This window comes from Pseudomonas sp. MSSRFD41 (genome assembly GCF_014230245.1).
In the GTDB taxonomy this organism is placed as follows: domain Bacteria; phylum Pseudomonadota; class Gammaproteobacteria; order Pseudomonadales; family Pseudomonadaceae; genus Aquipseudomonas; species Aquipseudomonas piscis.
This window is the reverse complement of the sequence record NZ_JACKZK010000001.1, coordinates 473,893-499,993: the sequence shown is the minus strand read 5'-3', so window position 1 is coordinate 499,993 and position 26,101 is coordinate 473,893. Positions and strand designations below refer to the sequence as shown.

The following is a 26,101-nucleotide window of genomic DNA, read 5'->3' as shown; positions in this document are numbered from 1 at the left end:
TCAATGCTCCGTCAATTGTTGGCTGGGGAAGTTGATCATCGAGATCACGCGCTCGGCGATCAGCTTCTGCCCAGTAGTGGTGAAGTGGATACCGTCATCGACCCGGGTCTTGATCTTCTGCCCGTCGCCATTGATGCGGTAGTAGGAAAACTCGTCGTGGCGGTAGCCGAGAATCTCGTTGGCCGACACGAAGTGCTGGTGATACTGCTCGATCTGGCCCTTGTACAGCTCGCTCAGGTAAGCCATGGCCGTAGACAGCTTGGCCTTCTCCATGTTCGGCGGCCCGACCCAGATCACTTGCACATTGTGCGCCTGGGCGGTGTCGAGGATCGAATCGATGCGCCGGCGATAGGCCTCCTCCCAGTCCGGGGTCTTGAAGCGCAGGAACGGCTTGCCCTTGACCTCGGGCATGTCCCAGGGATCGTTGGGGCCGAGGAAGATCACCATCAGGCGGATGTTGGGGTTGCTGGCCAGGGTGCTTTCGACGGTCTTGGGCCAGTTGAAGAAGCTCGGGTAGGCAAGGCCGGTGCTCTGCTTGCTCAGGTTCAGGCTCTTGACGTTGTAGCGCTTGCGCAAGGTGTTGGCCATGTGCGGCGCCACGCCCTGCATCAACGAGTCACCGACGAAGAACACCTCGTCGCCAGTGCCCAGGCTGACCATCAGCGGCGTAATGCTTCCCTGCTCGACCTTGGGCGGCTGGCTGGCCACAGGCGCCACGGCCACCGCTTGCGGCGCAGCGACCGCTGCCTGATGCGCGACCGGATGGGCGTTGGCCGCCGGAGCCTGGTGCGCCGCTGCCGGCTGCTTGGCCTGCGGCGCGGGTGCGGCTGGTTCCGGCTCTGGCGCCGCCTGGACCTCGGCCACCAGGTTCAGCTCGGCCTGGCCGGCGAAGCTGTCGACGAAGGCCACCCGGGCGTTTTCCAGGGCCTGGTTGAGTTGCGCGCCGAAACGCCACTGCGGGTTCTGCGCCAGGCCGGGAATCTCGCAGCTCTGGTGGTACTTCTGCTGGCAATACAGGCGGATCGACTGCTGGTTGAACCACACCAGCAACAGGCTGGTCACCAGCAATGCATAGAACACCTTGGCCGCGCTGCCCAGGCTGATCGACAAGGGTGAAGGCTTAGAAACTGGCATAGATGAACCCCGGCACGCCCGATGGAGAGGCAAAGATGACCACGCAGATGAACAGGCCCAGCGGCACTGGATACAGCAGCCACGGCAAGCCGGTGGCAGCTTCGAACAGGCGGCGCAGCAACGCCACGATCCGTGGGTAGAACGCCACGAACAACAGGCAGCCCAGCAGCGACAGGGCACTGCCGGCCAATCCGGCCAGGGACAGCCCGCCCAGGCCGCTGAGCATGTCCAGGGCATCGGACAGGGTCGCGCAGCGGAAGAAGATCCAGGCCAGCGCCACGTAGTGGAAGGTCAGCAGGCGCGCCGCCAGGTCGGAGCCGATCCAGCGCGGCCCACGGGCCAGCAGTGGGCTGCACAGCTTGTACAGCGCCAGGCCGACGCCATGCAGCGCGCCCCAGATGATGAAGTTGGCGCTGGCGCCGTGCCACAGGCCGGAGATCAGCATGGCCAGCAGCATGTTCAGGTTGCCGCGCCAGACCGGTCCCCGATTGCCCCCCAGGGGGATGTACACATAGTCGCGGATGAAGGTCGACAGGCTGATGTGCCAGCGGCCCCAGAACTCCTTGAGGTTGCGCGCCGCATAGGGGTAGTTGAAGTTCTCCGGCAGGCGGAAACCCAGCAGCAGCGCGATGCCGGTCACCAGGTCGGTGTAGCCGCTGAAGTTGAAATAGATCAGGAACGAGTAGCCGTAGACCGCCCGCAGGATCTGCTCGGCGGAATAGGCCACCGGGCTGTCGAAAACCGGGTCGACCCACTCGTTGGCCAGCCACGAACTGAGGAAGAACAGCTTGACCACCGCCACCGCGATCAGCCCCAGCGCCCGCTGCGGCTCCAGCACCTGGCGCAGTTGCGGCGGATTGATCTGCCCGAGCATCGGCACCGCCCGGTTCACCGGTCCGGCGATCAGGCTGGGGAAGAACGCCAGGTACAGCGCCAGGTCGAACGGCGAGCCGGCCGCCAGCTCGCGCCGGTGGATCGACACCAGGTAGCTGACCGAATGGAAGGCATAGAACGACAGCCCCACCGGCAGCAGCACTTCCAGCAGCGGCAGCGATACCTCCACGCCGAACTGGGCGAAGGCGTTCTGTACGCTGCTGGTGAAGAAGTCCTGGTACTTGAACAGGTAGAACGCCCCCAGCACCAGCAACAGCATCAGCCCGTTGACCCAGCCGCGTCCGGGATACCGCTGGCTGAGCAGGCCCAGCAAGTACACCAGGGCGGTGTAGCCCAGCAGGATATAGAGGAAGTTCAGGCTGAAGCTGGCCAGGATGGCGTAGCTGGCGGCCAGCAGCAGGACGTTCTGCAAGCGCAGGCTGAAGCCCAGGCCCCAATACAGGACGAAGAACAGGATGAAGCAGAAGCCGAATTCGATCGAGAGATAGCTCACAACGTAGTCCATTACGGGCAGACGGGGCATGGCCCGGCACAGGGAGAGCAGGCGGGAGGAGTGCAAACGGGCGCGATTATGGCAGAGGGGCTTTGGCTGTCACAAGTTGAAACAGTCCCCCGACCAAGGGCCGCGGGGACCTGGCAGGCGTCCTTGCCCCCAGTGGCCCAAACACCCCGGGCGGGGCCGTGCCACTGGGCGCAGGCAGGCTTACTGGATGTCTTCGGGCTTGACGATCACCCAGTTCTTGTCGGCGGTCACCGCCAGCCCTTCCTTGGCCTGGGCCGCGGCGTGCTTGGCGATCATGCCGTTGAGCTGGTTCATGTACTTGTCCTTGCGGTTGATCCACAGGTGGATGCCGCCCTTGGCCACGTCCACATCGTGGAACAGCATGTAGCCATCGCTGGTGGGAGTGTCGCCCCCCACCAGCACCGGCTTCTTCCACTCATCGATATAGGTGAGGATCGCGGCGTGCTTGCCAGCCATCCAGGTGGCCGGAGTCCACAGGTAAGGCGTCAGCTCCAGGCCGAGGTTGGCCTGCTGGTCATACTTGCCCTCGGCGATCTGCTTGCGGGCGGTGGTCAGGGCCCCGGTCTTGCGGTCCTTGAGCAGGGTAGTGACGCCGATGACGTTCTGCGGCTTGACGTTGTAGCCGTACTTGGGGTCCGCGGCGACCATGCGCACCAGCTCCTCGGAAGCAGCGGTCATCACGTAGACCTCGATGCCGTTCTCCATCAGCTTGTTGTACAGCTCGGCCTGGCCGCTGAAGACCTTGGGCGGGTTGACCTCGATGGTCTTGACCACATCGCCGTCGTAGTAGGTGCTCGACACCGGCTTGCCGGAGGCCATCAGCTCGTCCACATGGCCCTTGAGCTCCTTGAGGGTAAAGCCTGCGAACACCTGGGCGACCCAGGGGTAGCAGACCATGTCGTCGATCTCGCAGAGCCGGTAGTAGTAGCTGAACAGGCTTTCCTTGTGCTCGGCGGTGTCCTTGAACGGAATCAGCTTCAGCGACGGATCGAGGGTGTCGCGGGTGATCAGGCCCTTGTTTTCCAGGTAAGGCAGCAGGGCTTCTTCCAGGTCGTAGCGGTAACTGGTGTTGTCCATGTCGAACACCGCGTAGTTACCCTTGTTGGCGTTGGCCGCGATCATCGCCTCCAACTGCTTGGCCTGTTCTTGCGGCCAGTGCTTCAACTCGGTGGCGAAAACCTGGCCGGCGAGGCCCAGGCAAAGGGCGGCGGCGAGCAGCTTGGGTGCGAATTTCATCGGCGATTTCTCCCTGGGTGAAAGTCATCGACGCTAACAAATCCTTGTGACAGTTCTCGTCTGTGCGCGACTTTTCGTGTCCCCTGAGCGCCAACCCCATGTGCTATAGCGTCACCGGCTTATTCCAAAAACGACGATAGCCATGCGATATCGTTATTAATTCAATAGATTTCAAGCTGTTAGGCTTGCCGGTTCGCAATCGCCCCGAGCCGCGATTGGCACATGTTTACCGGAGCCCCAATGAATCTGCCGCTGATCCTCAACCTGCTGGTGTTCCTGGCCCTGCTGCTGGGCCTGGCACAAACCCGCCATACCACCTGGAGCCTGGCCAAGAAGGTCCTGCTGGCACTCGTGCTGGGCGTGGTGTTCGGTCTCGCCCTGCACAGCATCTACGGTGCCGGCCACCCGGTCCTCAAGGCCTCCATCGGCTGGTTCGACCTGGTGGGCAACGGCTACGTGCAATTGCTGCAAATGATCGTGATCCCGCTGGTGTTCGCCTCGATCCTCAGCGCCGTGGCCCGCCTGCACAACGCCTCGTCCCTGGGCAAGATCAGCTTCCTGACCCTCGGCACCCTGCTGTTCACCACCGCCATCGCGGCCCTGATCGGCATCGGCCTGACCAACCTGTTCGGCCTGAGCGCCGAAGGGCTGGTGGCCGGCACCCAGGAACTGGCTCGCCTGCAAGTGATCCAGAGCGACTACGCCGGCAAGGTCGCCGACCTCAACGTGCCGCAGTTGCTGCTGTCGTTCATCCCGCAGAACCCCTTCGCCGACCTGGCCCGGGCCAAGCCGACCTCGATCATCAGCGTGGTGATCTTCGCCGCGTTCCTGGGCGTGGCGGCGCTGCAACTGTTCAAGGACGACGCCGATAAAGGCCAGAAGGTGCTCAATGCCATCGACACCCTGCAAGCCTGGGTGATGCGCCTGGTGCGCCTGGTGATGAAGCTCACGCCCTACGGCGTGCTGGCCTTGATGACCAAGGTGGTGGCGGGTTCCAACCTGCAGGACATCATCAAGCTGGGCAGCTTCGTGGTGGTGTCCTATATCGGCCTGGGCCTGATGTTCGTGGTCCATGGCCTGCTGGTCGCCCTGGCCGGGATCAACCCGTTGCGCTTCTTGCGCAAGGTGTGGCCGGTGCTGACCTTCGCCTTCACCAGTCGCTCCAGCGCCGCGAGCATTCCCCTGAGCATCGAGGCGCAGACCCGGCGCCTGGGGATCCCGCAGTCCATCGCCAGCTTCGCCGCCTCGTTCGGCGCCACCATCGGCCAGAACGGCTGCGCCGGCCTGTACCCGGCCATGCTGGCGGTGATGGTCGCCCCGACCGTGGGCATCAACCCGCTGGACCCGCTGTGGATCGCCACCCTGGTGGCCATCGTGACCTTGAGTTCGGCCGGTGTGGCCGGCGTCGGCGGCGGCGCGACCTTCGCCGCGCTGATCGTACTGCCGGCCATGGGCCTGCCGGTGTCCCTGGTGGCCCTGCTAATCTCGGTGGAGCCACTGATCGACATGGGGCGCACCGCGCTGAACGTCAGCGGTTCGATGACCGCCGGCGCCATCACCAGCCAGGTGATGGGACAGACCGACAAGGCCCTGCTGGACGCCGACGAGCACGAAGACCTGGCCCACGCCTGAGCCAGGGGTAGCCGCTGCCGCAGGCTGCGCATGGCCCGCAGGGCCACGGGGCATCGGAATCGCTGAAGGTCCTGCGGACCTTTACGCAGCCTCGCAGGCTCGGCAGCGGCTACAACTCAGGCTCGTTCCCAGACTTCGAAGCTGTAGGCCGGCTTGTCGCCTTCCGCCGGGTTGGGCAGGTCGGACACCCGCTTCCAGCGCTGTTCATCGAACGCTGGAAACCACGCATCCCCTTCCGGGCTCAAGGCCACCCGCGTCAGGTACAGGCGATCCGCCTGCTCCAGGCCCTGGGTGTAGAGCTGCGCGCCACCGATCAGCATCAGCTCGCTGGCGCCCTGTTCCAGGGCCCATTGCTCGGCGCGCGCCACCGCGGCTTCCAGCGACGGGTACACCTCGGCACCTTCGAGCACCAGATCGGTCTGACGACTGACCACGATGTTCAATCGCCCGGGCAACGGCCGGCCAAGGGAATCCCAGGTCTTGCGCCCCATGATGATCGGCTTGCCCAGGGTCGTGGCCTTGAAGTACTTGAAATCCCCCGGCAGGTGCCAGGGCATGCTGTTGTCGATGCCGATCACGCGGTTTTCAGCGAGTGCCGCGATCAGGCTCAGGGGGAGTGATTTTTTCATGCCGGCGAGCATACCAGAGGGCCGGGGATCTGTTCCCGCCCCATGGCGAATCCCGGCGACCTAACCCGACCAACGCTGCAGCAGTTATGCTCAGCGCACTCTTGAGCGATGGAATGACGCGTGACCGCAATGACTCCCCTGCAACGACTGTGGCTGACCGAAACCGTGCGCCTGCGCGAGGAACACGCCGGCCCCCTGGATGACCAGGAAGCCAACCGCGTGGCCCGGCAACAGGGCGGCGACCTGGCCACCCGGATCCAGGCCCGGGCCCTGTGGCTGGCCCGGCGCGACGGCTTGGACAGCGCGCTGCTGCACTGGTGGCAAGGGGCACGCCTGGCCTTCCTGGTCCTGGCGGTGCTGGCGGTCCTCAGCGGAGCCGGCCTGGCCTTCAGCGCCCTGGGCGACACCCGCGAGCCGGTGAACGTGTTCTGGGCCCTGGGCAGCCTGCTGGGGATCAACCTGCTCCTGCTGCTGGGCTGGCTGGCCGGGTTGCTGCTGTTCGGCGGCCATGACTCCGGGCTGGGCCGCCTGTGGCTATGGCTCAGTGAAAAGTGCTCGCGCGATGCCAAGGCCGCCCAGTTGCCGCCGGCGCTGCTGCTCCTGCTGCAACGCCGCAAGCTCAACCGCTGGGCCCTGGGCACCCTGGTCCACGGCCTGTGGCTGCTGGCCCTGCTCAGCGCCATGAGCATGCTGCTGGCGCAACTGATCACCCATCGCTACGACTTCGTCTGGGAGAGCACCCTGCTGGGGGCCGACGCCTTCGTCTCGATCACCGACTTCCTGAGTGCCGGCCCGCGGGTCCTGGGCTTCGGCGTGCCGACCGTGGAAATGATCCAGGCCAGTACCCGGGACGTCTACAACACCGAGCTGGTGCGCCAGTCCTGGGCGGTGTGGCTGGTGGCGTCGCTGGTGATCTACGGCGTGCTGCCACGCCTGGTGCTGATGCTGCTGTGCCGCTGGCGCTGGGTCCACGGCCGGGCCCGCCTGCAACTGGACCTCGAGCTGCCCGGCTACGCCCAGCTGCGCGAGCGGCTGATGCCCAGCAGCGAGCGCCTGGGGGTCAGCGACCTGGCGCCGGAACACCTGCATCAGATCGCAGGCGGCAGTAGCAGCCTGGACAGCAGCGGCGCCTTGCTGGTGGCCATCGAGCTGGACGACCAACGCACCTGGCCGCCGCAATTGCCGGAAGCGGTCAAGGACGCCGGGGTCCTCGACAACCGCGAATCGCGCCACCGCCTGCTGGAGCAGATGAGCCGCTTCCCCCCGGCCCGCCTGCTGATCGCCTGCGATCCTCGGCGCTCGCCCGACCGCGGTAGCCTGGGCTTGATCGCCGAACTGGCCCGCAATGCCGGCGCCACCCGCATCTGGCTGTTGCAGGCCCCGGCCGGCCAGGCCCTGGACGCCGAGCGCCTGGGCGACTGGCACGCCGCCCTGGAGCGACTGCAACTGCCGTTCGCCGACTGCGCGCCCTTCAACTGGCTGGAGACCGGCCATGACTGATACCCGCACCCGGCCGCTGACGCTGGCGGTGGTCGGCCATACCAACGTTGGCAAGACCTCGCTGCTGCGCACCCTGACCCGGGATGTGGAGTTTGGCGAGGTGTCCCATCGCCCCAGCACCACCCGCCACGTGGAAGGCGCGCGGCTGTCGGTGGATGGCCAGCCGCTGCTGGAACTCTATGACACCCCGGGCCTGGAAGACGCCATCGCCCTGCTGGACTACCTGGAACGCCTGGAGCGTCCCGGCGAGCGCCTGGATGGCCCGGCGCGCCTGGCTCGCTTTCTCGATGGCAGTGAGGCGCGCCAGCGCTTCGAGCAGGAAGCCAAGGTCCTGCGCCAGCTGCTGGCCTCGGACGCCGGGCTGTACGTGATCGATGCCCGGGAACCGGTCCTGGCCAAGTACCGCGACGAACTGGAAGTGCTGGCCGGTTGCGGCAAACCGCTGTTGCCGGTGCTGAACTTCGTCAGCAGCGCCACCCAGCGCGAGGGCGACTGGCGCGAAGCCCTGGCGCGCCTGGGGCTGCACGCCCTGGTGCGGTTCGACAGCGTGGCCCCGCCGGAAGACGGCGAACGGCGCCTGTACGAAAGCCTCGGGCTGTTGCTCGAACAGGCCCGCCCGGCGCTGCAGCGCTTGATCGACGACCAGCAGGCCCAGCGCCTGGCACGCCGCCACAGCGCGGCCCGGCTGATCGCCGAGTTGCTGGTGGATTGCGCGGCTTGCCGGCGCGGCGTGGCCAGCGAGGCCGAGCAGGAGCGCCAGGCCATCGCCAGCCTGCGCCAGGACGTACGTCAGCGTGAGCAACGCTGCGTCGAGGCCTTGCTCAAGCTGTACGCCTTCCGTCCCCAGGACGCCTGCGCCAGCGACCTGCCATTGCTGGACGGGCGCTGGGGCGATGATCTGTTCAACCCTGAAACCCTCAAGCAGCTGGGGGTCCGGGTCGGGAGTGGGATCGCCGCTGGCGCGGCGGCCGGGGCCGGAGTGGACCTGCTGGTGGGCGGCCTGACCCTGGGCGCGGCGGCCATCGCCGGGGCCATCGCCGGTGGCGCCCTGCAAACCGCCCGCAGCTACGGCAACCGCCTGTTGGGCAAGCTTAAGGGCCAGCGTGAACTGACCGTGGACGATAGCGTGCTGCGCCTGCTGGCCCTGCGTCAGAAGCAGCTGGTGCAGGCCCTGGACCTGCGCGGGCACGCAGCGCTGGAGAGCATCCAGCTGGCCACCCCCGAGGATAAAAGCTGGCGCGAGGGCAAGCTGCCGCAAGCCCTGGGCAAGGCCCGGGCCCACCCGCAGTGGTCGTCCCTCAACCCCGGCAAACGCCAGGAGCAGGCCGAACGCCAGGAGCAGATCGAAATCCTGGCCCAGGATCTGTAACCGCTACCGCTGCGCATGGCCCGCAGGGCCACGGGGGCTGCAAGATCGCTGAAGGCCTGCGGCCTTGGCGCAGCCTCGCAGGCTCGTCAGCGGCTACAAGGGTTGCAGCAGGGCGGCGGCCTTGTCCTTGAGGATCTGCAGGTCCATCACCGGCACCCACTGCTGCTTGGCCTGCTCGTCCCACTGGCGCAGGCGCAGGCTCAGCGCACACAGCGGGTCCTGCTCGAATGCCGCGGCTTCCTCGGCCGTCATCACCCCGCCCTGGTACTCCAGGGTGCGGCGACTGGCCTCGCTCAGGCGCTGGAAATACCCCGGCTCCTTGAAGGTCAGGTAGCGCTTGGCCTGCACGTGGTACTCCACCAGTTTCGCCAGACGCTCGCCGAAACCGGCCCGGCGCAGGTAGTCGGCCCCCAGCCGCTCATGGCTGACCACGCCAAAACCACCCATGTTCTCGGCATCCTGCTGGCAGATATGCCCGATATCGTGGAAGAACGCCGCCAGCACCACTTCATCGTCATGCCCTTCGGCCAGGGCCAGCTGCGCGGCCTGGGACATATGCTCGATCTGCGAGATCGGCTCGCCAATGTAGTCATGGTCGCCAAAACGCTCGTACAGGCCGAAGACCTCGGCGATCGCCCGCTCGCGGTCCATCAGGCTTCCTCCAGCAACTGCGCGATGTTGCGCTCGGCCAGCGCCGGGCCGACGCTCATGCCGACGCCGGTGTGCATCAACGCCGCATGCACCCCGGGCATCGCTTGCAGGAACGAGAACGGCCCCGGCCCACGGGCGCCGTAGACACCCTGCCAGCGCTCCACCACCTGGACCTTGCAGCCCAGGGTCTGTTCGGCCAGTTCCAGCAGCCAGCTGTCCACCTGTTCGCTGTTGAAAGGCGACGGATCGCTGCCGTAGTCATGGGAATCGCCGATGATCAGCTCGCCATATGGCGTCGGGCTGATCAGCAGGTGGATGCCGTGTTCATGCAGATGCGCAGCCTCGCGCAGGATCTGCGCCTGGACCGCCTGTGCCTCGGGCAGGTCGGCGAAAGCGCCGTAGTGCACGCAACTCAGGCCGGTGAGCAGGGCATGCTGCAGGTTCAGGCTGACCTGGGGCCGGGCACGCAACATTTGCAGGCGGCAGATCTGCGGCTGCAGGGCGGCGATCTGTTCGGCCAGCAGGGTCTGGTAGTCGTGCCCCGAGCACAGCAGGATGCGCGGTGCCTGGAAGGTCCCGGCGGTGCTGCGCAGCAGGCCTGGCTCGATATCGCGCACCAGGGTCGAAAAGTGGAACTGCACGCCCAGGTCCCGGCGCAGGTAGTCGATCAGCATCGGCAGCGCTTCGCGCGAATACAGCTGCTGGTCGTCCAGGCCATGCAAGGCGGCGCGGTGATGACGGAACTGGCCGCCGTACAGATCGTTGAGCGCTGCCCCCTGCACCAGCTCGACCCGATAACCATGCTCCCGCGCACGCCCGGCGCAGAAGGCCTCCAGCAGTTGCTCCTCGGCCTCCGTGCGAGCGAACAGGTAGGAACCATTGCGCTTGAGCTGCAGCCCGGCCAGTTGCTGCCAGTCGGCCCAGATCTCCCGGCTGGCCCTGGCCAGCTCGAGCATGGTGCCCGGCGGCTGGCCGGTCACCAGGGCCTGGCCGAAGTTGCGCACCGACGCCCCTTGGGGGGTCGCGCTGCGCTCGAATACTCGCACCCGCAAACCGCGCTTGGCCGCCGCATAGGCGTGGGACAGGCCCAGGATGCCGGCGCCGACGATCAGCAGATCGCTGTGGTTGGTCATGTTCATGTCTCGTTGGTGATGGCGAGGGAGCAAGCTCCCCCGCCATGGCAAGTACCTGGCGTTATTGCGCGGCGACCTTCTCCGACTTGCCGTCGTAGCGCTTGCGCCACTCGGCGAGGATCTCGTCGCGGTTCTTCGAGGCCCAGGCGAAGTCGTTCTTGATCAAGCGTTGCTCGTAGTCCGCCGGCAGTTCGGTCTGTGGCTTGGCGATGCCCGGCTGGGCCAGCACGGCGAAGTTTTCCTTGTACAGCTCCATGGCCGCCGGGCTGGCGGAGAAGTCGGCGAGCTTCTTGGCCGCATCTTCGTGAGCGGTGCCCTTGATCACCGCCGTCGCCTCGATTTCCCAGCCCAGGCCTTCCTTGGGCAGCACGATGTCCAGCGGCGCGCCCTTGCGCTTGAGCTGCACGGCCGGGTATTCGAAGGAAATACCGATGGGGAACTCGCCGGCGGCGGCCAGCTTGCACGGCTTGGAGCCGGAGTGGACGTACTGGCCGATGTTCTGGTGCAAATCGTCCATGTACTTCCAGCCCTGCTTCTCGCCGAAGGTCTGCAACCAGGCGCTGACATCGAGGAAACCGGTGCCCGAGGAGGCTGGGTTAGGCATGACGATCTTGCCCTTGTACTCGGGCTTGGTCAGGTCTTGCCAGCTCACCGGCTTGCTCAGCCCCTGTTTCTGGGCTTCCACGGTGTTGAAGCAGAGGGTGGCGGCCCACACGTCCATGCCGACCCAGGCCGGCGGGTTGGCGGCGTCGCGGTAGTTGCCGCCGATCTTGCCCAGGTCCTTGGGCGCATAGTTCTGCAGCATGCCTTGCTGGTCGAGGATCGCCAGGCTGGAAGCCGCCAGGCCCCAGACCGCATCGGCCTGCGGGCGATCCTTCTCGGCCAGCAGCTTGGCGGTGATGATCCCGGTGGAATCACGTACCCACTTGATCTCGATATCCGGGTTGGCCTGCTCGAAGGCCTGCTTGTAGGACTTCAGCTGCTCGGCTTCGAGGGCGGTGTAGACCGTCAGCTCGGTCTTCGCAGCAAAGGCGTTCAGGCTGACAGCGCAGAGGACAGAAGCGGCAAGAGCCAGAGGCTTGAACATGGTGCGGTTCCTTAGTGAGTGCGGATCAGAGTGGGGGGTGGATGAAGCCCTTCAGTGGCCGGGCGCGGTCTGGCGCCAGGCCTGGGAGCGACGCAGCAGGCCGCGCGAAGCACCGGCCAGGAGCAGCGACACGCCGATCGAGGTGAACAGGATCAGGGTCGACATCGCCGCGGCGCCGCCGACGTTGCCGGCGTCGTCCATGTTCAGCACGGCCACGGCGGCCAGGATGGTGTCGGGGCTGTAGAGGAAGATCGCCGCCGAGACCGTGGTCATGGCCGAAACGAACAGGTAGCGCACGATGTCCAGCAGCGCCGGCAGGCAGATCGGCACCGTGACCCGCAGGTAGTGGCGGTACAGCGGCGCCTTGAGCGACAGCGCCGCCGCCTCGAACTCCGCGTCCAGCTGGCGCAGGACGGTGGTGGCGGTCATCTGCGCGGTGGTCAGGTAGTGGGCGATGGTGCACACCACCAGCAGCGCCATGCTGCCGTAGAACACATGCAGCGGGTTGCCGTTGAGATTGAAGAAGAAGACATAGCCCAGGCCCAGCACCAGCCCGGGCACTGCCATGGGCACGAAGCTGAGCAGGCGCAGGGCCAGGTTCAAGCCGCGCTGGCCGCGGGTCTTCTCCATCAGGTAGGCGCCGGTGAAGATCACCACGCTGCCGATCAGCGCCGTGCCCAGGGCCATGGTCAGGCTGTTGCGATAGGCCAGCCAGCCACCGCCGGCGGTTTCGTCGAACTGGTAGTGGTTCAGCGACAGCGACAGGTTGTAAGGCCAGAACTTCACCAGCGATGAGTACACCGCCATGCCGAACACCAGCAGCAGCGCCGCGCAGATCAGCAGCACGATGGCCAGGTAGCAGCCATCACGCAGTCGCGAGGGCGCCGGCTTGAACACCTGGGCCCGGCCGCTCATGGAGTCGCCATGGCGCCGGCGCAACCAGGCATCGACGCCGAAGCTCAACAGGGCCGGCACCAGCAGCACCATGCCGATCAGCGCACCACGGCCGAACTGTTGCTGCCCCACCACGGCCTTGTAGGCCTCCAGGGCCAGCACCTGGTAGTCGCCGCCCACCACCACCGGCACGCCGAAATCGGTGATGGTCAGGGTGAACACCAGGCAGAACGCGGCGAACACCGCTTGCCGGGTGGCCGGCCAGGTGATGCTGCGGAACGCCTTGGCCGGGCTCGCGCCCATGCTCGAGGCGGCATCGAACAGCCGCGCATCGGCCAGGGACAGCGCCGACAGCAGGATCATCAGGGCATGGGGAAAGGTGTAGATCACCTCGCCCAGGACGATGCCCCAGAAGCCGTAGATGTTGTCGGCGAACAGCCCGCGCAGCAGGCCCTGGTTGCCGAACAGGTAGACCAGGGCGATGCCCGGCAGCATCGACGGCGCCATCAAGGGCAGCAGCGACAGGCCGCGCCAGATGCCCTTGCCGGGGATCAAGGTACGTTGCAGGGCGTAGGCGAACAGGTAGGCCAGGGGCACGACGATGGCGGCCACGCTCAGGGAGACTTTCAGGCTGTTGCCCAGCAGCCAGTGGAAGTTGGCGCTGGTCACCAGCTCGCGGGCGGCCAGCCAGCCACCGCCCTGCCCGGCCTCGGCACTGAAGCCGCGCCAGAAGATCGCCAGCAGCGGCAGCAGCACCGCGACCCCCAGCAACACCAGCAGCAAAACCTTGCCGCCGATGACGAACACTCGATCGCCGATCTCGGCACGGGAAACCTGGCGCGCCCGTTTGGCGGGTAGCGGCAGGGACATTTCGACGGCCATCTCAGGCAAACACCTGCAGGCTGCGCGGTGGCAGGGCCACCCAGATGTCCTGGGCTCCCAGGCGCGGCATGGCCTCCGGTGCCAGCTCCGCCAGCAGCGGATGCCCCGGCAACTGGTCGAGTTCGAAACTCATGCGGCAGCGGTTGCCGAGGAAGGTGATCTCGCGGACCTTGGCCGGGAACAGGTTTTCCTCATGCACCGGCGGGTTCACGCTGATGGCCTCCGGACGGCAGAACAGGCGCCCCGAGGCGGCCTTGGCCGAGTCGTCGGCCAGGCGCAGGTTCATCCCGCCGACCTGGGCATGGCTGTCGCTGCTGCGGCTGAAGGGCAGCCAGTTGCCCTGGCCGACGAACTCGGCGACGAACGGCGTGGCCGGACGATCGTAGATTTCCTGGGGCGTGGCGTACTGCTCGACCTTGCCGTTGTTCATCACAGCGATGCGGTCGGCCATCAACATGGCCTCGTCCTGGTTGTGGGTCACCATCAGGGTGGTGATGCCCAGGCGCCGCTGCAGCTGGCGCAGCTCGGTGCACAGGTGCTCGCGCACACGGGCGTCGAGGGCCGACATCGGCTCGTCCAGCAACAACAGCGACGGCGAAGGGGCCAGGGCCCGAGCCAGGGCCACCCGCTGCTGCTGGCCGCCGGACAACTGGCCGGGGTATTTCTTCTCGCTGCCGGCCAGGCCCACCAGTTCGAGCATCTGCGCCACGCGCTGGCGGGCTTCGTCACGGCCACTGCCAGCCAGGCCATAGGCGATGTTGGCCTCCACCGTGAGGTTGGGGAACAGTGCATAGGACTGGAACAGGATGCCGTAGTCCCGGGCCTGCGGCGCCAGGTTCGAGACGTCACGCTGGCCCAGGTACAACTCGCCCGCATCCTGGCGCTCCAGGCCGGCGATGCAGCGCAACAAGGTGGTCTTGCCGCAGCCCGACGGCCCCAGCAGGCACACCAGCTCGCCGGCAGCCACGTCCAGGGACACGTTGTCCAGGGCGGTGAAGGCACCGAAGCGCTTCTGGATGCCGCGCACCTTCATCGGCGCGCCAGGGTTGCTCAGGGCGGTTGCGGGGGAGTTGTTCATGGACGGACCTCATCTGGCAGATGCAGGCCATCCTAGGGAGCGAATGCGTAGGTCTGATGGCAATCAGGTAAAACTTGCCGATAGAGGTATTGGCAGATTTGGGTTGGTGCTCGACCCCGACTCAGAACCTCATGTTCGAGGATTGCTCCAGGCGCATGCTCAGGGAGTGCTTGGTGGAGCCCACCATGGCCCGTAGCCGCCGCAGCTCGCCCTGGTCCGAGGTGCTGCGCAATCGGGCAGCCAATCCTTGCCAGTGCTGTTCCAGGCACGGCTCCAGCTCGGCCAGCGCCATGCCCCGGTGCTTGATCAGCCAGTGCATGACCAGGTACAGGTGCCCATGCAGCATGGCGTGGACCAGCCGCCCCTGGCCAATCGGGACATCCGGCATGTGGGCCCAGGTATCGGGCGCCAGCGGTACACGTAGCTCCTGACAGATGGGGCGCACCCGGGCCGGGTCCATGATCGTGTTGTCCAGGTCACGCAGTAACAGCCGCACCGGCTTGCCACCGCGCAGGACGATGTAGCTGTTCTGCATATGCGGTTCGAGGCAGATGCCCCATTGCACGCAAAGCTGCAACGGGCCGGTCATCAGCACCTCGGCGTAGCGCCGGAAGCTATCGAGGCGGTCGCGGTGGCTGTCCAGCTTCAGCAGGGCCGCGGCCTGTCCGGTCGGGCTCCAGAGGTTCAGGGCCGGCACCACCACCTCGCCAGCTCCTGCCAGACAAGGCCCCCTGACGATGGCGCTCAGGTGTTCGCTGACCAGGGCATCGTCCCAGCACAGGGAGGCGACGTCGTATTGGAAGCCGATGCTGGCGATCTCGCTGCGCCGGTGGATTTCACGGACGATGCTGGAAACGAAGGGTGCGTTGTAGCTGTTGAGGCGGTACAGCAAGCGGCGCTCCCCGGTCAGGGTGGCATCCAGCGCCAGCTTGACGTCGTACCCTGTCGCCAGCACCCGGCACGTGCGCTGGGAAGCCAGGGGCACCACTTGCAGCTGGGTCGGCGCGAGGGAGACCAGGTCCCTGCGCAGGAGTTCGCGGACCACCGGAGACAGTCGCAGTTGCCAGGGATGGACAGGCAGCAGGCCCTCCTGGCCGGCCATATCCGGTCCGCCCCAATGCTGCGCGCAAGACTGCGGGTCCGCATAGTCGCTGGAGTGGAACCTGAAACCGGCGGCATTCACCAGGAACAGCGGGACCGGTTCTGGCGACAGGTTCGAGACATCCACCACGTCCTGGATGCAGGGGCCGATCCGCAGCGCCGGAAACGGGTAATAGCCATGGCCCCGGCACACCGGCTCGATGGCACACCCGGGTTGCCCGGCACGCCGACCCAGCGCCAGGTTGAGGATCAGGTTGCAGAAGCTGTTGCGGTAGTCGTGCGCCAACGCCGGCAAGTGCTTGCCATAGGGCGTTCCTGCAAGCACCTGGCCCAGGGCACGCAAGAAGGGCCCGGACCAGGCCAGCTCGCGGCACCGGCCTGCGTCGTCCAGCCTGGGGTTGGTGAGCAACTCGAAATACACCTGTGGAGCATCGCCCACCAACTGCATCCGCAACCTTGGCCCCAGCCCCAGCCCCAGGCACAAGCGCAGGCCGCCCTCGCCTGCCGCGTGGGTTATTCGCTCATCGCACAGATGCTCGAGAAACACGTAGTGCAACAGGCGCGCCATGCAGATGAGGTGGGCCTCCCGATAGATCGCGCGCAGGCCCTGCCTGTCCAGGCCATTGCACAGGCACCAATGCCTGACCGTCGCCAGGGATACCGTCGCTGGAGGGCGCATGTCCTTCATCCCGGGGTGGAGTCGCTCATTCGAAGACCCGCTGCTCAAGTTCATGGCGGGTGATGGCATCGAAGTCATCCATGCGTTCGAGCATCAACGCCTTGGCCTGCGCCGCCTCGCCCTGGATGCAGAATCCTTCGATGAGCCGTGCGGTGTAGGCCACATGTCGGGTTTCATCGAGCAGCAGGCGGTCGAGGATCCGCGCCAGCCGGGGCCTGCTGTCCACCGGGCAGAACTGCAGCAGGATCGGCCGCTGCATCAAGTGATGCACGCGAGTACGGATCTCGGCGATGTTCATCTGGATCAGGTCGTCCAGGGTAATGGGGTGGGCAAAGGCCGAGCCGGGCACCGCCACCGGCGCTTGCTGCCGGGAATAGCCGGGAGACAGCGTCAGCAACTGGGCGTGGAGCTTGCGGTCCACCGCCCCGGGAAAGGCGATGTCCAGCATCTGTACATAGGCCCGGGCATGGTGGGACTCATCGATGGCGTGCTGGCGTATCTGCGCGGCCAGCCCGGCGTCGGGCGTACTGGCCGCCAGGCTCCACAAGCGAGTGGCGCCATCCCCTTCGCGCTCGGCATTGGTAATCAGGGAGATCGCCAGCCATTGCGGATCGCACGCGGCCTCATGGTAGATATCGGCATAAGTGGTTTCACCGAACAACGGCGGACTTTTCTGGCAGGCATGACAGAGCAGGTCGTCGTAATGAAACAGCAACGGCACATTCTGTTGGCGCAGTGCCTGAAGGGTGGAATGGGCAATGTCGCTCATGACGCATCCTCTTGCGTGGCAGTGAAGCAAGAGCCAGGGGTTGCACGGCGTTGTTACAGGCAACCCGGACCTGGAAAGATCAACCAGCAGCAACTACCGAAGTCTGCGCGATGAACAGTCGAAAGAATTGGGGCAGCGAATATCTCCGGCATACCCCAATCACTCCAGCGTGCAGAGTTCAATAGTCATGCTTCGGATATATCGGCTAGTACGTTCTGAACGGAGCGTTGACCGCCACGAAAGACAAGTTGGCCTGCGGGTGCGTCCTGTTCAGCTCGGCCAGTGACTCAGGGTCGATCTCCAACTTGCCGTTCTTGATCGAACCGACGATTTTCACCGTATGCCCGTCGTCCGCCAGCTTCTTGAGCGACTCCGACAACCGCCCTGGTTTTTTTGCCGTACCTGTTTCGTCCTTCTTCATGATTCCATCCTCGTTGCGTTCAGTGACCCCCACGCGCAACGTTAGTGCATGGTTCTTATACATCTGGCTCAAGCGGACGGACGGCCAGATATAAAGCGCGATTAGTATTCGAGAATTATGAGAATTCACTATTAGCCGAGCTTTACAGTCCATAACGACTAATTAAAAGCATGTAAGCCGATGCTCTGGACACATAAAAGCACCCACAACCCATGCAACTAACTGCAATAGGATGAATGAACTTTTGATATAGCCTGGAGTTCAGGGAGAAACCGGGGCCATCTCCTGGGCCAGGCCGAGGAAGGCTGCCGGCAGGCGGGCGTTCTTGCGCTCCTTGAGGCAGTACAGGTATTCGGCGATCTGCGGCGCATGTTCGATGGTCAGCACCTTGAGCTGCGGGTCGTGGGGCACTTCCTGGCGGGCGATGATGCTGATGCCGATATTGCGCAGCACCGCCTCGCGGATCGATTCACGGCTGCCGATCTCCAGCAGCGGGCCAAAGCTGACGTTGGCGCTCTTGAGCAGCTCTTCAGTGAGGCTGCGGGTGGTGGAGCCCGGCTCGCGCATCAGCAGGGTATGGCCGGCCAGGGCGCTGAGCGGCACGTGTTCCAGGGCCGCCAACGGATGGTTGCGATGCACCGCCAGCACCAGCGGATCGCTGCCCAGCACCCGGCGCACCAGCCGCGAGTCCTCCAGCAATTGCGAGGATGCAGCCACGTCGACGCGGTATTCCTCCAGGGCCTCCAGCACCTGCTGGGAGTTGCCGATTTCCACCGCCACCTCCACTTGGGGCAGGTGCTGGCGGAAGGTCTTCACCAGGTCGAGGATGTAGTACGGCGCCGTGGCGGCAATGCGCAACGTGCCCTGGACCTGCCCGCTGTTACGCAGGAAGAACTCGATGTCGGCCTCCTTCTGCAACAGCTCCTTGACCATCGGCAGCAGGCGCGCGCCCTCGTCGCTCAGGCTCAGGCGCCGGCCACCGCGGTAGAACAGCTCCACCGAGTACTGGTTTTCCAGGTTGCGGACCTGGGTGGTCACCGTGGGCTGGCTGAGGCCGAGTTTCTTCGCCGCCTGGGTGATGCTGCCCAGGCGGGCGACCATGTAGAAGGCCTTCAGCTCGGCACTCAGCATGGCGGCTTGTCGCAGCAGCAAGATTGCAGCGCCAAGCCACAAGCTGGAGCGGGTGGGTATGGGTTCATCACTCTGGTTCTCATCTCAGTTGCTGGTCGCTTGCCGCTACATGGGCCTATTTGCGCAGCAGGCGCAAACCGTTGAACACCACCAACAGGCTGACCCCCATGTCGGCGAACACGGCCATCCACATGGTGGCCAACCCGGCAAAGGTTACCCCAAGAAAGATCGCCTTGATGACCAGGGCCAGGGCGATATTTTGCTTGAGCACCGCCGAGGTCTGGCGCGACAGGCGGATAAAGGCCGGGATCTTGCGCAGATCGTCGTCCATCAGCGCGACATCCGCAGTCTCGATGGCGGTGTCGGTGCCGGCGGCCGCCATGGCGAAGCCGATCTCCGCCCGGGCCAGGGCCGGGGCATCGTTGATGCCGTCGCCCACCATTCCCACCCGGTGACCCTGGGCATACAGGTCCTCGATGGCTTGCAGCTTGTCGGTGGGCAACAGGTCGCCCCGGGCCTGGTCGATCCCCACCTGGGCAGCGATGGCCTTGGCGGTGTGGGGGTTGTCGCCGGTGAGCATCAAGGTCTTGATGCCCAGCCCGTGCAACTGCTGGATCGCCTCGCGGCTGGACTCCTTGACCGTATCGGCCACCGCGAACAGCGCCAGCGGGCCCTTGTTGTCCAGCAGCAGGACCACGGTCTTGCCTTGCTTCTCCAGGGCGAAGAGCTTTTCTTCCAAAGCGGGCGAGCACAGGCCCAGTTCCTCCACCAGGCGGTGGTTGCCCAGGTGGTACAACTGGCCGCCGATTTCACCGCGCACGCCACGGCCGGCCAGGGCCGCGAAATTATCCACAGGGTGCATGGCCAGCTGTTTATCCACAGCCGCCTGGGCGATGGCCAGGGACACCGGGTGGTCGGAACGGCCAGCCAGGCTGGCGGCCAGCGCCGGGGCGTTGTCGTTGGCCAACGGGTCCAGGGGCAGGAAGTCGGTTTGCACCGGTTTGCCGTGGGTGATGGTGCCGGTCTTGTCCAGGGCCAGGTAATCCAGCTTGTAGCCACCTTCCAGATAGACCCCGCCCTTGACCAGGATGCCCTTGCGCGCCGCGGCGGCCAGGCCGCTGACGATGCTCACCGGGGTCGAGATCACCAGGGCGCATGGGCAAGCCACCACCAGCAGCACCAGGGCGCGGTAGATCCAGTCGAACCATAGGCCGCCCATGAACAGCGGGGGAATCAGCGCCACCGCCAGGGCGAAGGCGAACACCGCCGGGGTATAGATCTTCGAGAAGCTGTCGACGAAGCGCTGGGTCGGCGCCCGTGCGCCCTGGGCCTGTTCCACGGCATGGATGATCCGCGCCAGGGTCGAGTTGTTGGCCGCAGCGGTGACCCGGTACTCCAGGGCGCCGGCCTGGTTGATGGTGCCGGCGAACACCTTGTCGCCCACGGTCTTTTCCACCGGCAGGCTTTCACCGGTGATCGGTGCCTGGTCGATGGTGGAACTGCCGCTGGTCACCTCGCCATCCAGGCCGATGCGCTCACCGGGACGCACCCGTACCAGGGCCCCCAGCTCGACGCTTTTCGCCTCTTGTTCACGCCAGCTGCCATCGTTCTGCTGCACCGTGACCTGCTCCGGAGTCATCTGCATCAGGCCGCTGATGGCATTGCGCGCGCGGTCCAGGGAGCGTGCCTCGATCAACTCGGCCACGGTGAACAGGAACATCACCATGGCCGCCTCTGGCCACTGGCCGATCAGCACCGCGCCGGTCACGGCGATGCTCATCAGCGCATTGATGTTGAGGTTGCGGTTCTTCAGGGCGATCCAGCCCTTCTTGTAGGTGCCCAGCCCGCCGCTGAGGATCGAGACCAGCGCCACCAGCGCCACCAGCCAATCCGGCCCGGCACTGGTGAAGTGAATGACTTCGGCGGCCAGCGCACCGACGCCGGACAGCGCCAGGGGCCACCAGGGCTTCTTCACTGGTTGCGCACTGGCAGGTTGGCTATCGCTCCCTGCCTCCAGGGGTTCGGCATGCATTCCGAGGGACTTGATGGCCTCGACGATCGGCGCGGTGTTCGGCAAGTCGTGAGTGACGCCCAGCACCCGGTTGATCAGGTTGAACTCCAGGGCCTGGATGCCGGCCAGCTTGCCCAGCTTGTTCTGGATCAGGGTCTGTTCGGTGGGGCAATCCATGGCCTCGATGCGAAAGCTGCTCGAGCGCGCACCCGCGGCCGACGCCTCGCCCAGGACCACCCGGGATGGCGCGGCAGCCACGGAGCCACAGCAGGAACCGCCATGGCTGGCATGTGCGTGGGGCTTGAGCGGTTGCAACTTGCCCACGGCGGCAGGGGCATGGCTGTGATCGTGATCGTGATCGTGATCGTGATCGTGGCCAGCATGGGCATGCTGGACGTCGGGCTTGCGCGGGTTATGGAGAGAATCGCTCATCGGGTCGCTTCCATATGAAAAGGTGCTTGTTGCCAAGTGAACACCCTGTAGCCACTATAGGGTCAAGCACCCAATGGGAGACGACGGCGATGAAGATTGGCGAATTGGCGAAACTCACCGACTGCCAGGTCGAGACCATCCGTTATTACGAGCGCGAGGGCCTGCTACCGGAACCGGCCCGCAGTGAAGGCAACTACCGTCTCTACACCCAGGCCCATGGCGAGCGGCTGACCTTCATCCGCAACTGCCGCAGCCTGGACATGACCCTCGAGGAGATCCGCAGCCTGCTGGACCTGCGGGACAGCCCCCAGGACCAGTGCGCCAGCGTCAACGCCCTGATCGACGAACACATCCACCACGTCAAGGCGCGGATCGATGGCCTGCTGGCCCTGCAGGAACAACTGCTGGACCTGCGCCAGCGCTGCGGGCAGGAGCCGGACCTTGAGCCGTGCGGCATCCTCCAGCGCCTGGAGGTCAGCGGCTCGGTGGTGCCCAGCGAAACCGAGCCTTCCCACGTTGGCCGCAGCCACGGCCATTGAGCCTGCCCGCCAGGCGCCCGGCGCTCAGGAACCGTGGCGCCGCGGCAGCAAGCGCAGGTAGGCCCCTTCCAACAGCGCCAGCAGGCGCTGGTCCAGCTGATGCCAGGCGATGCCGCGGCGCACCAGCCAGGCACTCCCCAACCCCACCAGGCAACCGCCGAGGATGTCGAACGGGAAGTGCACCCCTAGGTAGACCCGTGCCCAACCCACCAGCAATGCCAGGATCAGCATCACCAGGCCGGTCTTGCGCAGGGACGCCAGCAACAGCGCGAAGCCCATGGCGAACATGCCGCTGGCGTGGTCGCTGGGAAAGGACGCGCCGGGTGCATGAGCCAGGAAGTTCTGCCCCAGCTCCAGCATGAACGGCCGCGGGTGGAACCACAGGCCGCGAATCAGCAGGTTGCTGGCCAGGGCCAGGATGATGCTCAAGGTCGCCAGCAGGACGATCATCCGTTGGCGCCGGTCGCCGAAGACCCAGAACAGCAACAGCAGCAATGGCACGGCCAGGACCAGCCATTGCGCCATGAACAGCGCCAGGTCGCGCATGGGCAGCGATGCTTCGGCACTGGCATTGATGGCCAGGAACAGGCTGCGGTTGAGTTCTTCCATTCGGTGGCTCACGTTCAGAAGGCACAGAGAGCGCCGCTTCCAGGAGCATAGTCGCCCACCAGGCACGGCGATGCCCGGAGTACATTCCGGGCAGGCTCGATAAAGACAACAGGGAAAAACGGCAGGGCCGGGCGATATCCAGCGTCCAACCCCAGGTGACGCGGGGGACGATCAGACCGCCATGGGTGCGGTCATCGGCGCATGGTGTTCGTAGCCTTCCAGGGAGAAGTCGCTCGGCTCGATCAGCTCCAGCCACTGCGGCTGGTACACGCCAGTCTTGGCGAACTCCGGCACCCGGTCGGAGATCACCAGCTTGGGCATCGGGAACGGCTTGCGCTTGAGCTGTTCGTTGAGCATGTCCAGGTGGTTCTCGTAGACATGGGCATCGCCGATGAAATAGGTGAACCAACGTGGGGTGTAGCCGGTCAGGCGCCCGATCAGGCTCAGCAGCGCCGCGCCTTCGGTGAGGTTGAACGGCGTGCCCAGGCCCAGGTCGTTGGAGCGGATGTAGAGAGTCAGGGAAATTTCCCGGGTCTGGACATTCGGATGGAACTGGTACAGCAGGTGGCATGGCGGCAGGGCCATTTCATCCAGTTGCGCGCAGTTCCAGCCGTGGAACAGGATCCGCCGGCTGCCCGGGTCGTTGATGATGGTGTCGACGCACTGGCGCACCTGGTCGATGGCCTTGTACAGCACCACGTAGGCCTCGCCCTCTTCCTCGCCCGCGGCGATCTGCCGGTAGCCCTGGCTCAGCGCCAGCTCGATGGCGGCCTGGTTGGCGACCTTGATCTGCTTGTAGGCCGGCCACTTGCGCCACTGCACACCGTAGATCTCGCCCAGGTCGTCCTCGCCCTGGCGAAACGGATTGGCCAGCCACTGGGCGTTCTCGTTGGCGTTCTGGTCCCAGACCTTACAGCCCAGGGCACGGAACTCGGCGGCGTTGTTGACGCCGCGCAAGAAGCCGACCATTTCGCCGATGGCCGACTTGAACGCCATCTTGCGCGTGGTGATGGCCGGGAAGCCTTCCTTGAGGTCGTAGCGCAGCATCGCCCCGGGGAAGCTGATGGTGTTCACACCCGTGCGGTTGGCCTGCTTGGTGCCGTTGTTGATGACGTGGGCCACCAGATCGAGATATTGCTTCATGAGTTACCTGCATCCTTGAACCCGGGAGCTGCGTCCTGGGATTCGAATTTATTGCGCGGCGTTCTTGGCCGGAGCGCGATGATAAGCCAGCCAGATCAGTCCGAGGCCACCGAGGATCATCGGTACGCACAGAATCTGACCCATGGTCAGCCAGTTCCATGCCAGGTAGCCCAGCTGGGCATCCGGCACCCGCACGAATTCGACGATGAAGCGGAAGATCCCGTAGAACAGCGCGAACATCCCGGAGACCGCCATGGTCGGGCGCGGCTTGCGCGAGAACAGCCAGAGGATCAGGAACAGCGCCACGCCTTCCAGGGCGAACTGGTAGAGCTGCGATGGATGGCGCGGCAACTGGGCCGGGTCGCTGAAGGGCGGGAACACCATGGCCCAGGGCAGGTCGGTGGCCTTGCCCCACAGCTCGGCATTGATGAAGTTGCCGATACGCCCGGCGCCCAGGCCGATCGGCACCATGGGTGCGACGAAGTCCATCAGTTCGAAGAAGGTCTTGTCGTTGCGCTTGCCGAACCACCAGGCCGCCAGCATCACCCCGATGAAACCGCCGTGGAACGACATGCCGCCCTTCCACACTTCGAAGATCAGGGTCGGGTTGGCCAGGTAGGCGCTGAGGTCGTAGAACAGCACGTAGCCCAGGCGCCCGCCGACGATCACGCCCATGGACAGCCAGAACACCAGGTCCGAGAGTTTTTCCTTGGTCCAGGTCGGGTCGAAGCGCTTGAGCCGGCGCGACGCCAGCAGCCAGGCGCCGCCGATGCCGATCAGGTACATCAGGCCGTACCAGTGGATTTTCAGCGGACCGATGGCCACGGCCACCGGATCAATCTGCGGGTAAGGCAGCATTACGACTCCTCGTAAGGGTTGGGACTTCGGTTCCGGGCGAAACTGTCACGCCAGGATTAAGCCAGGATTGCGTCACGACTCAGAACAGGAAGCTGACCCCGACGCAAAACAGCAGCGCGGCGAACATCCGCTTCAACAGTCGCGGTGACAACTTGTGGGCCAGGCGCGCGCCGATACGGGCGAACACCATGCTGGTCAGGGCGATGCCCAGCAACGCAGGCAGATAGACGAAGCCCAGACTATGAGCCGGCAACAGGGGATCATGCCAGCCCAGAATCATGAAACTTAATGCACTGGCCAGGGCGATGGGCAAACCGCAGGCCGAGGATGTGGCCACCGCCTGCTGCATCGGCACGCTGCGCCAGGTGAGAAACGGCACCGTCAGCGAGCCGCCGCCGATGCCGAAGATCGCCGAGGCCCAGCCGATCACGCCGCCGGCGGCGGTCAGGCCGAACTTGCCGGGCACCTCGCGGCTGGCCTTGGGCTTGAGTTCCAGGGCCATTTGCATGGCGATCACCAGGGCGAACACACCGATGATCTTCTGCAGGTGCGGGCCGGAAATCGCTTCCGCCGTCAGCGCCCCGAAACCGGCGCCCATGAGGATGCCCAGGGTCATCCAGGCGAATATCGGCCAGCGCACAGCGCCCCGGCGATGATGTTCGCGGACCGAGTTGATGGAGGTGAAGATGATGCTGGCCAGGGATGTGCCCACCGCCAGGTGGGTCAGCACCGAAGCGTCGAAGCCTTGCAGGGTGAAGCTGAACACCAGCACCGGAACGATGATGATTCCGCCGCCGACGCCGAACAGCCCGGCCAGTACGCCCGCACAGGCGCCCAAGAGCAGATAGAGCAGAAATTCCATGGGAGCATCCAAAAATGAGTCCGGCATGGTAACGGATGCACGGCCCGGGACTCCACCGGCTGACGATGGATACCCGCCGGTTCTGTGCGTAAAGTGGGCAAAAAACACACAGGGGGCCACCTTCATGTGCTTGATTGTCTTCGCCTGGCGGCCGGGTCATGCCCAGCCACTGATCGTCGCGGCCAACCGCGACGAGTTCTATGCCCGGCCCAGCCTGCCCCTGGCGCAATGGCCGGAATTGCCGCAGATCCACGCCGGACGCGACCTTGAAGCCGGCGGCACCTGGCTCGGGGTCGGCGCTGGCGGGCGCTTCGCCGCCCTGACCAATATCCGCAACCCACACCAGCCTCCGGCACGGCGCTCTCGCGGGGAGCTGGTGGCGCGCTTCCTGGCCGGCACCATCGACCTGGACGAATACCTGCGTGACGTAGTGGGCCGCTCCCTGGAGTATGCCGGCTTCAACCTGTTGCTGGGCACCGCGGACCAGCTCTGGCACTACAACGCCCAGGATGCGCAGCCGCGCCAGCTGGAAGCCGGTGTCTATGGCCTGTCCAACGCCGGCCTGGACACCCCCTGGCCCAAGCTGCTCAAGGCCAAGGCAGCGCTCCGCGAAGTGCTACACGACCCGCACCCCCAGGCCTTGCTGGCGCTGTTGGGCGATCCGCAGACCGCGCCTTTCGCCGACTTGCCGGACACCGGCGTGGGCCTGGCCACCGAGAGCCTGCTGTCGAGCGTCTTCATCGCCAGCCCCAGCTACGGCACTCGCGCCAGCACTGCGCTGATCGTCCACGCCGACGGTTCCCGGCATATGGTCGAACGCAGTTTCGGCCCTTATGGCGGGCACCTGGGAGAGATAGAACTGAGGATTTGAGTGCAGCCGGCGGCCGGTCCCGAGGGGGACCGG

23 protein-coding genes are annotated in these 26,101 nt (G+C 65.5%); 5 read left to right on the top strand and 18 right to left on the bottom strand.

The window, feature by feature from the left end; all coding sequences use genetic code 11:
• The 3 genes from H7A76_RS02370 to H7A76_RS02360 all read right to left on the bottom strand — a co-directional run bounded on the left by H7A76_RS02370 (position 1) and on the right by H7A76_RS02360 (position 3,787).
• On the bottom strand, positions 1–1,134 hold the full coding sequence (locus H7A76_RS02370) for a DUF459 domain-containing protein (RefSeq protein ID WP_185697024.1): 1,134 nt from the start codon (positions 1,132–1,134) through the stop codon (positions 1–3).
• The gene (locus H7A76_RS02365) at positions 1,121–2,521 is read right to left on the bottom strand and encodes an MBOAT family O-acyltransferase (protein WP_312026230.1); all 1,401 of its coding nucleotides are present in this window, start codon (positions 2,519–2,521) and stop codon (positions 1,121–1,123) included. The genes H7A76_RS02370 and H7A76_RS02365 overlap by 14 nt, the downstream gene beginning before the upstream one ends.
• 210 nt (positions 2,522–2,731) lie before the next feature.
• A complete protein-coding gene (locus H7A76_RS02360) occupies positions 2,732–3,787 on the bottom strand; it encodes a haloacid dehalogenase-like hydrolase (protein ID WP_185697023.1) in 1,056 nt (351 codons plus the stop codon).
• A 240-nt stretch (positions 3,788–4,027) separates the two neighbouring features.
• Here H7A76_RS02360 and H7A76_RS02355 point away from each other — a divergent pair, with 240 nt between their 5' ends.
• Positions 4,028–5,419, top strand: coding sequence for an L-cystine transporter (locus H7A76_RS02355; protein WP_185697022.1), 1,392 nt, complete (start codon positions 4,028–4,030; stop codon positions 5,417–5,419).
• Between the two features lie 116 nt (positions 5,420–5,535).
• Here the strand turns inward: H7A76_RS02355 and H7A76_RS02350 are convergent, their stop codons facing one another.
• A complete protein-coding gene (locus H7A76_RS02350; protein WP_185697021.1) occupies positions 5,536–6,048 on the bottom strand; it encodes a dihydrofolate reductase in 513 nt (170 codons plus the stop codon).
• 120 nt (positions 6,049–6,168) lie between these two features.
• On the opposite strand from H7A76_RS02350, the gene H7A76_RS02345 reads away from it, so the two are divergent.
• A complete protein-coding gene (locus tag H7A76_RS02345) occupies positions 6,169–7,548 on the top strand; it encodes a DUF2868 domain-containing protein (RefSeq protein ID WP_185697020.1) in 1,380 nt (459 codons plus the stop codon).
• Positions 7,541–8,917: a GTPase/DUF3482 domain-containing protein gene (locus tag H7A76_RS02340; protein ID WP_185697019.1), complete on the top strand. Its 1,377-nt coding sequence runs from the start codon at positions 7,541–7,543 to the stop codon at positions 8,915–8,917. Before H7A76_RS02345 ends, H7A76_RS02340 begins: the two co-directional genes overlap by 8 nt.
• A 93-nt stretch (positions 8,918–9,010) precedes the next feature.
• Here H7A76_RS02340 and H7A76_RS02335 read toward each other — a convergent pair whose 3' ends face one another.
• The 10 genes from H7A76_RS02335 to H7A76_RS02290 form a co-directional block, all read right to left on the bottom strand.
• Positions 9,011–9,568: a phosphonate degradation HD-domain oxygenase gene (locus H7A76_RS02335; protein ID WP_185697018.1), complete on the bottom strand. Its 558-nt coding sequence runs from the start codon at positions 9,566–9,568 to the stop codon at positions 9,011–9,013.
• Entirely contained in the window at positions 9,568–10,701 is a 1,134-nt protein-coding gene (locus H7A76_RS02330; protein ID WP_185697017.1) for a TIGR03364 family FAD-dependent oxidoreductase, read from the bottom strand. Before H7A76_RS02330 ends, H7A76_RS02335 begins: the two co-directional genes overlap by 1 nt.
• A 61-nt stretch (positions 10,702–10,762) precedes the next feature.
• Positions 10,763–11,788: a putative 2-aminoethylphosphonate ABC transporter substrate-binding protein gene (locus tag H7A76_RS02325; protein WP_185697016.1), complete on the bottom strand. Its 1,026-nt coding sequence runs from the start codon at positions 11,786–11,788 to the stop codon at positions 10,763–10,765.
• 51 nt (positions 11,789–11,839) lie between these two features.
• Positions 11,840–13,564: a putative 2-aminoethylphosphonate ABC transporter permease subunit gene (locus H7A76_RS02320; protein ID WP_185697015.1), complete on the bottom strand. Its 1,725-nt coding sequence runs from the start codon at positions 13,562–13,564 to the stop codon at positions 11,840–11,842.
• Between the two features lies 1 nt (position 13,565).
• Positions 13,566–14,642: a putative 2-aminoethylphosphonate ABC transporter ATP-binding protein gene (locus H7A76_RS02315; protein ID WP_185697014.1), complete on the bottom strand. Its 1,077-nt coding sequence runs from the start codon at positions 14,640–14,642 to the stop codon at positions 13,566–13,568.
• A 121-nt stretch (positions 14,643–14,763) separates the two neighbouring features.
• The gene (locus H7A76_RS02310) at positions 14,764–16,422 is read right to left on the bottom strand and encodes an IucA/IucC family protein (protein ID WP_185697013.1); all 1,659 of its coding nucleotides are present in this window, start codon (positions 16,420–16,422) and stop codon (positions 14,764–14,766) included.
• 25 nt (positions 16,423–16,447) lie between these two features.
• The gene (locus tag H7A76_RS02305; RefSeq protein ID WP_185697012.1) at positions 16,448–17,191 is read right to left on the bottom strand and encodes a hypothetical protein; all 744 of its coding nucleotides are present in this window, start codon (positions 17,189–17,191) and stop codon (positions 16,448–16,450) included.
• Between the two features lie 205 nt (positions 17,192–17,396).
• Positions 17,397–17,612 carry a hypothetical protein gene (locus H7A76_RS02300; RefSeq protein ID WP_185697011.1) on the bottom strand — a complete coding sequence of 72 codons (216 nt, stop codon included), beginning with the start codon at positions 17,610–17,612 and terminating at the stop codon, positions 17,397–17,399.
• A gap of 261 nt (positions 17,613–17,873) precedes the next feature.
• Entirely contained in the window at positions 17,874–18,743 is an 870-nt protein-coding gene (locus tag H7A76_RS02295) for a LysR family transcriptional regulator (RefSeq protein ID WP_185697254.1), read from the bottom strand.
• 115 nt (positions 18,744–18,858) lie between these two features.
• Positions 18,859–21,186 (bottom strand): heavy metal translocating P-type ATPase, encoded by a 2,328-nt coding sequence (locus H7A76_RS02290; RefSeq protein ID WP_185697010.1) that lies wholly within the window; start codon positions 21,184–21,186, stop codon positions 18,859–18,861.
• Between the two features lie 89 nt (positions 21,187–21,275).
• Here H7A76_RS02290 and cadR point away from each other — a divergent pair, with 89 nt between their 5' ends.
• Positions 21,276–21,725 (top strand): Cd(II)/Pb(II)-responsive transcriptional regulator, encoded by a 450-nt coding sequence (cadR, locus tag H7A76_RS02285; protein ID WP_185697009.1) that lies wholly within the window; start codon positions 21,276–21,278, stop codon positions 21,723–21,725.
• 24 nt (positions 21,726–21,749) lie between these two features.
• On the opposite strand, the gene H7A76_RS02280 is transcribed toward cadR, so the two are convergent.
• From H7A76_RS02280 to H7A76_RS02265, 4 genes are all read right to left on the bottom strand, one after another.
• A complete protein-coding gene (locus H7A76_RS02280) occupies positions 21,750–22,334 on the bottom strand; it encodes an undecaprenyl-diphosphatase (protein ID WP_185697008.1) in 585 nt (194 codons plus the stop codon).
• A gap of 171 nt (positions 22,335–22,505) precedes the next feature.
• A complete protein-coding gene (locus H7A76_RS02275) occupies positions 22,506–23,477 on the bottom strand; it encodes a thymidylate synthase (RefSeq protein WP_185697007.1) in 972 nt (323 codons plus the stop codon).
• Between the two features lie 48 nt (positions 23,478–23,525).
• Complete coding sequence (gene lgt / locus H7A76_RS02270) at positions 23,526–24,335, bottom strand: prolipoprotein diacylglyceryl transferase (protein ID WP_185697006.1); 810 nt, start codon at positions 24,333–24,335, stop codon at positions 23,526–23,528.
• Between the two features lie 79 nt (positions 24,336–24,414).
• Positions 24,415–25,197 carry a sulfite exporter TauE/SafE family protein gene (locus H7A76_RS02265; protein ID WP_022641676.1) on the bottom strand — a complete coding sequence of 261 codons (783 nt, stop codon included), beginning with the start codon at positions 25,195–25,197 and terminating at the stop codon, positions 24,415–24,417.
• A 124-nt stretch (positions 25,198–25,321) separates the two neighbouring features.
• Here H7A76_RS02265 and H7A76_RS02260 point away from each other — a divergent pair, with 124 nt between their 5' ends.
• A complete protein-coding gene (locus H7A76_RS02260) occupies positions 25,322–26,068 on the top strand; it encodes an NRDE family protein (RefSeq protein WP_185697005.1) in 747 nt (248 codons plus the stop codon).
• The last annotated feature ends 33 nt before the right edge of the window (positions 26,069–26,101 follow it).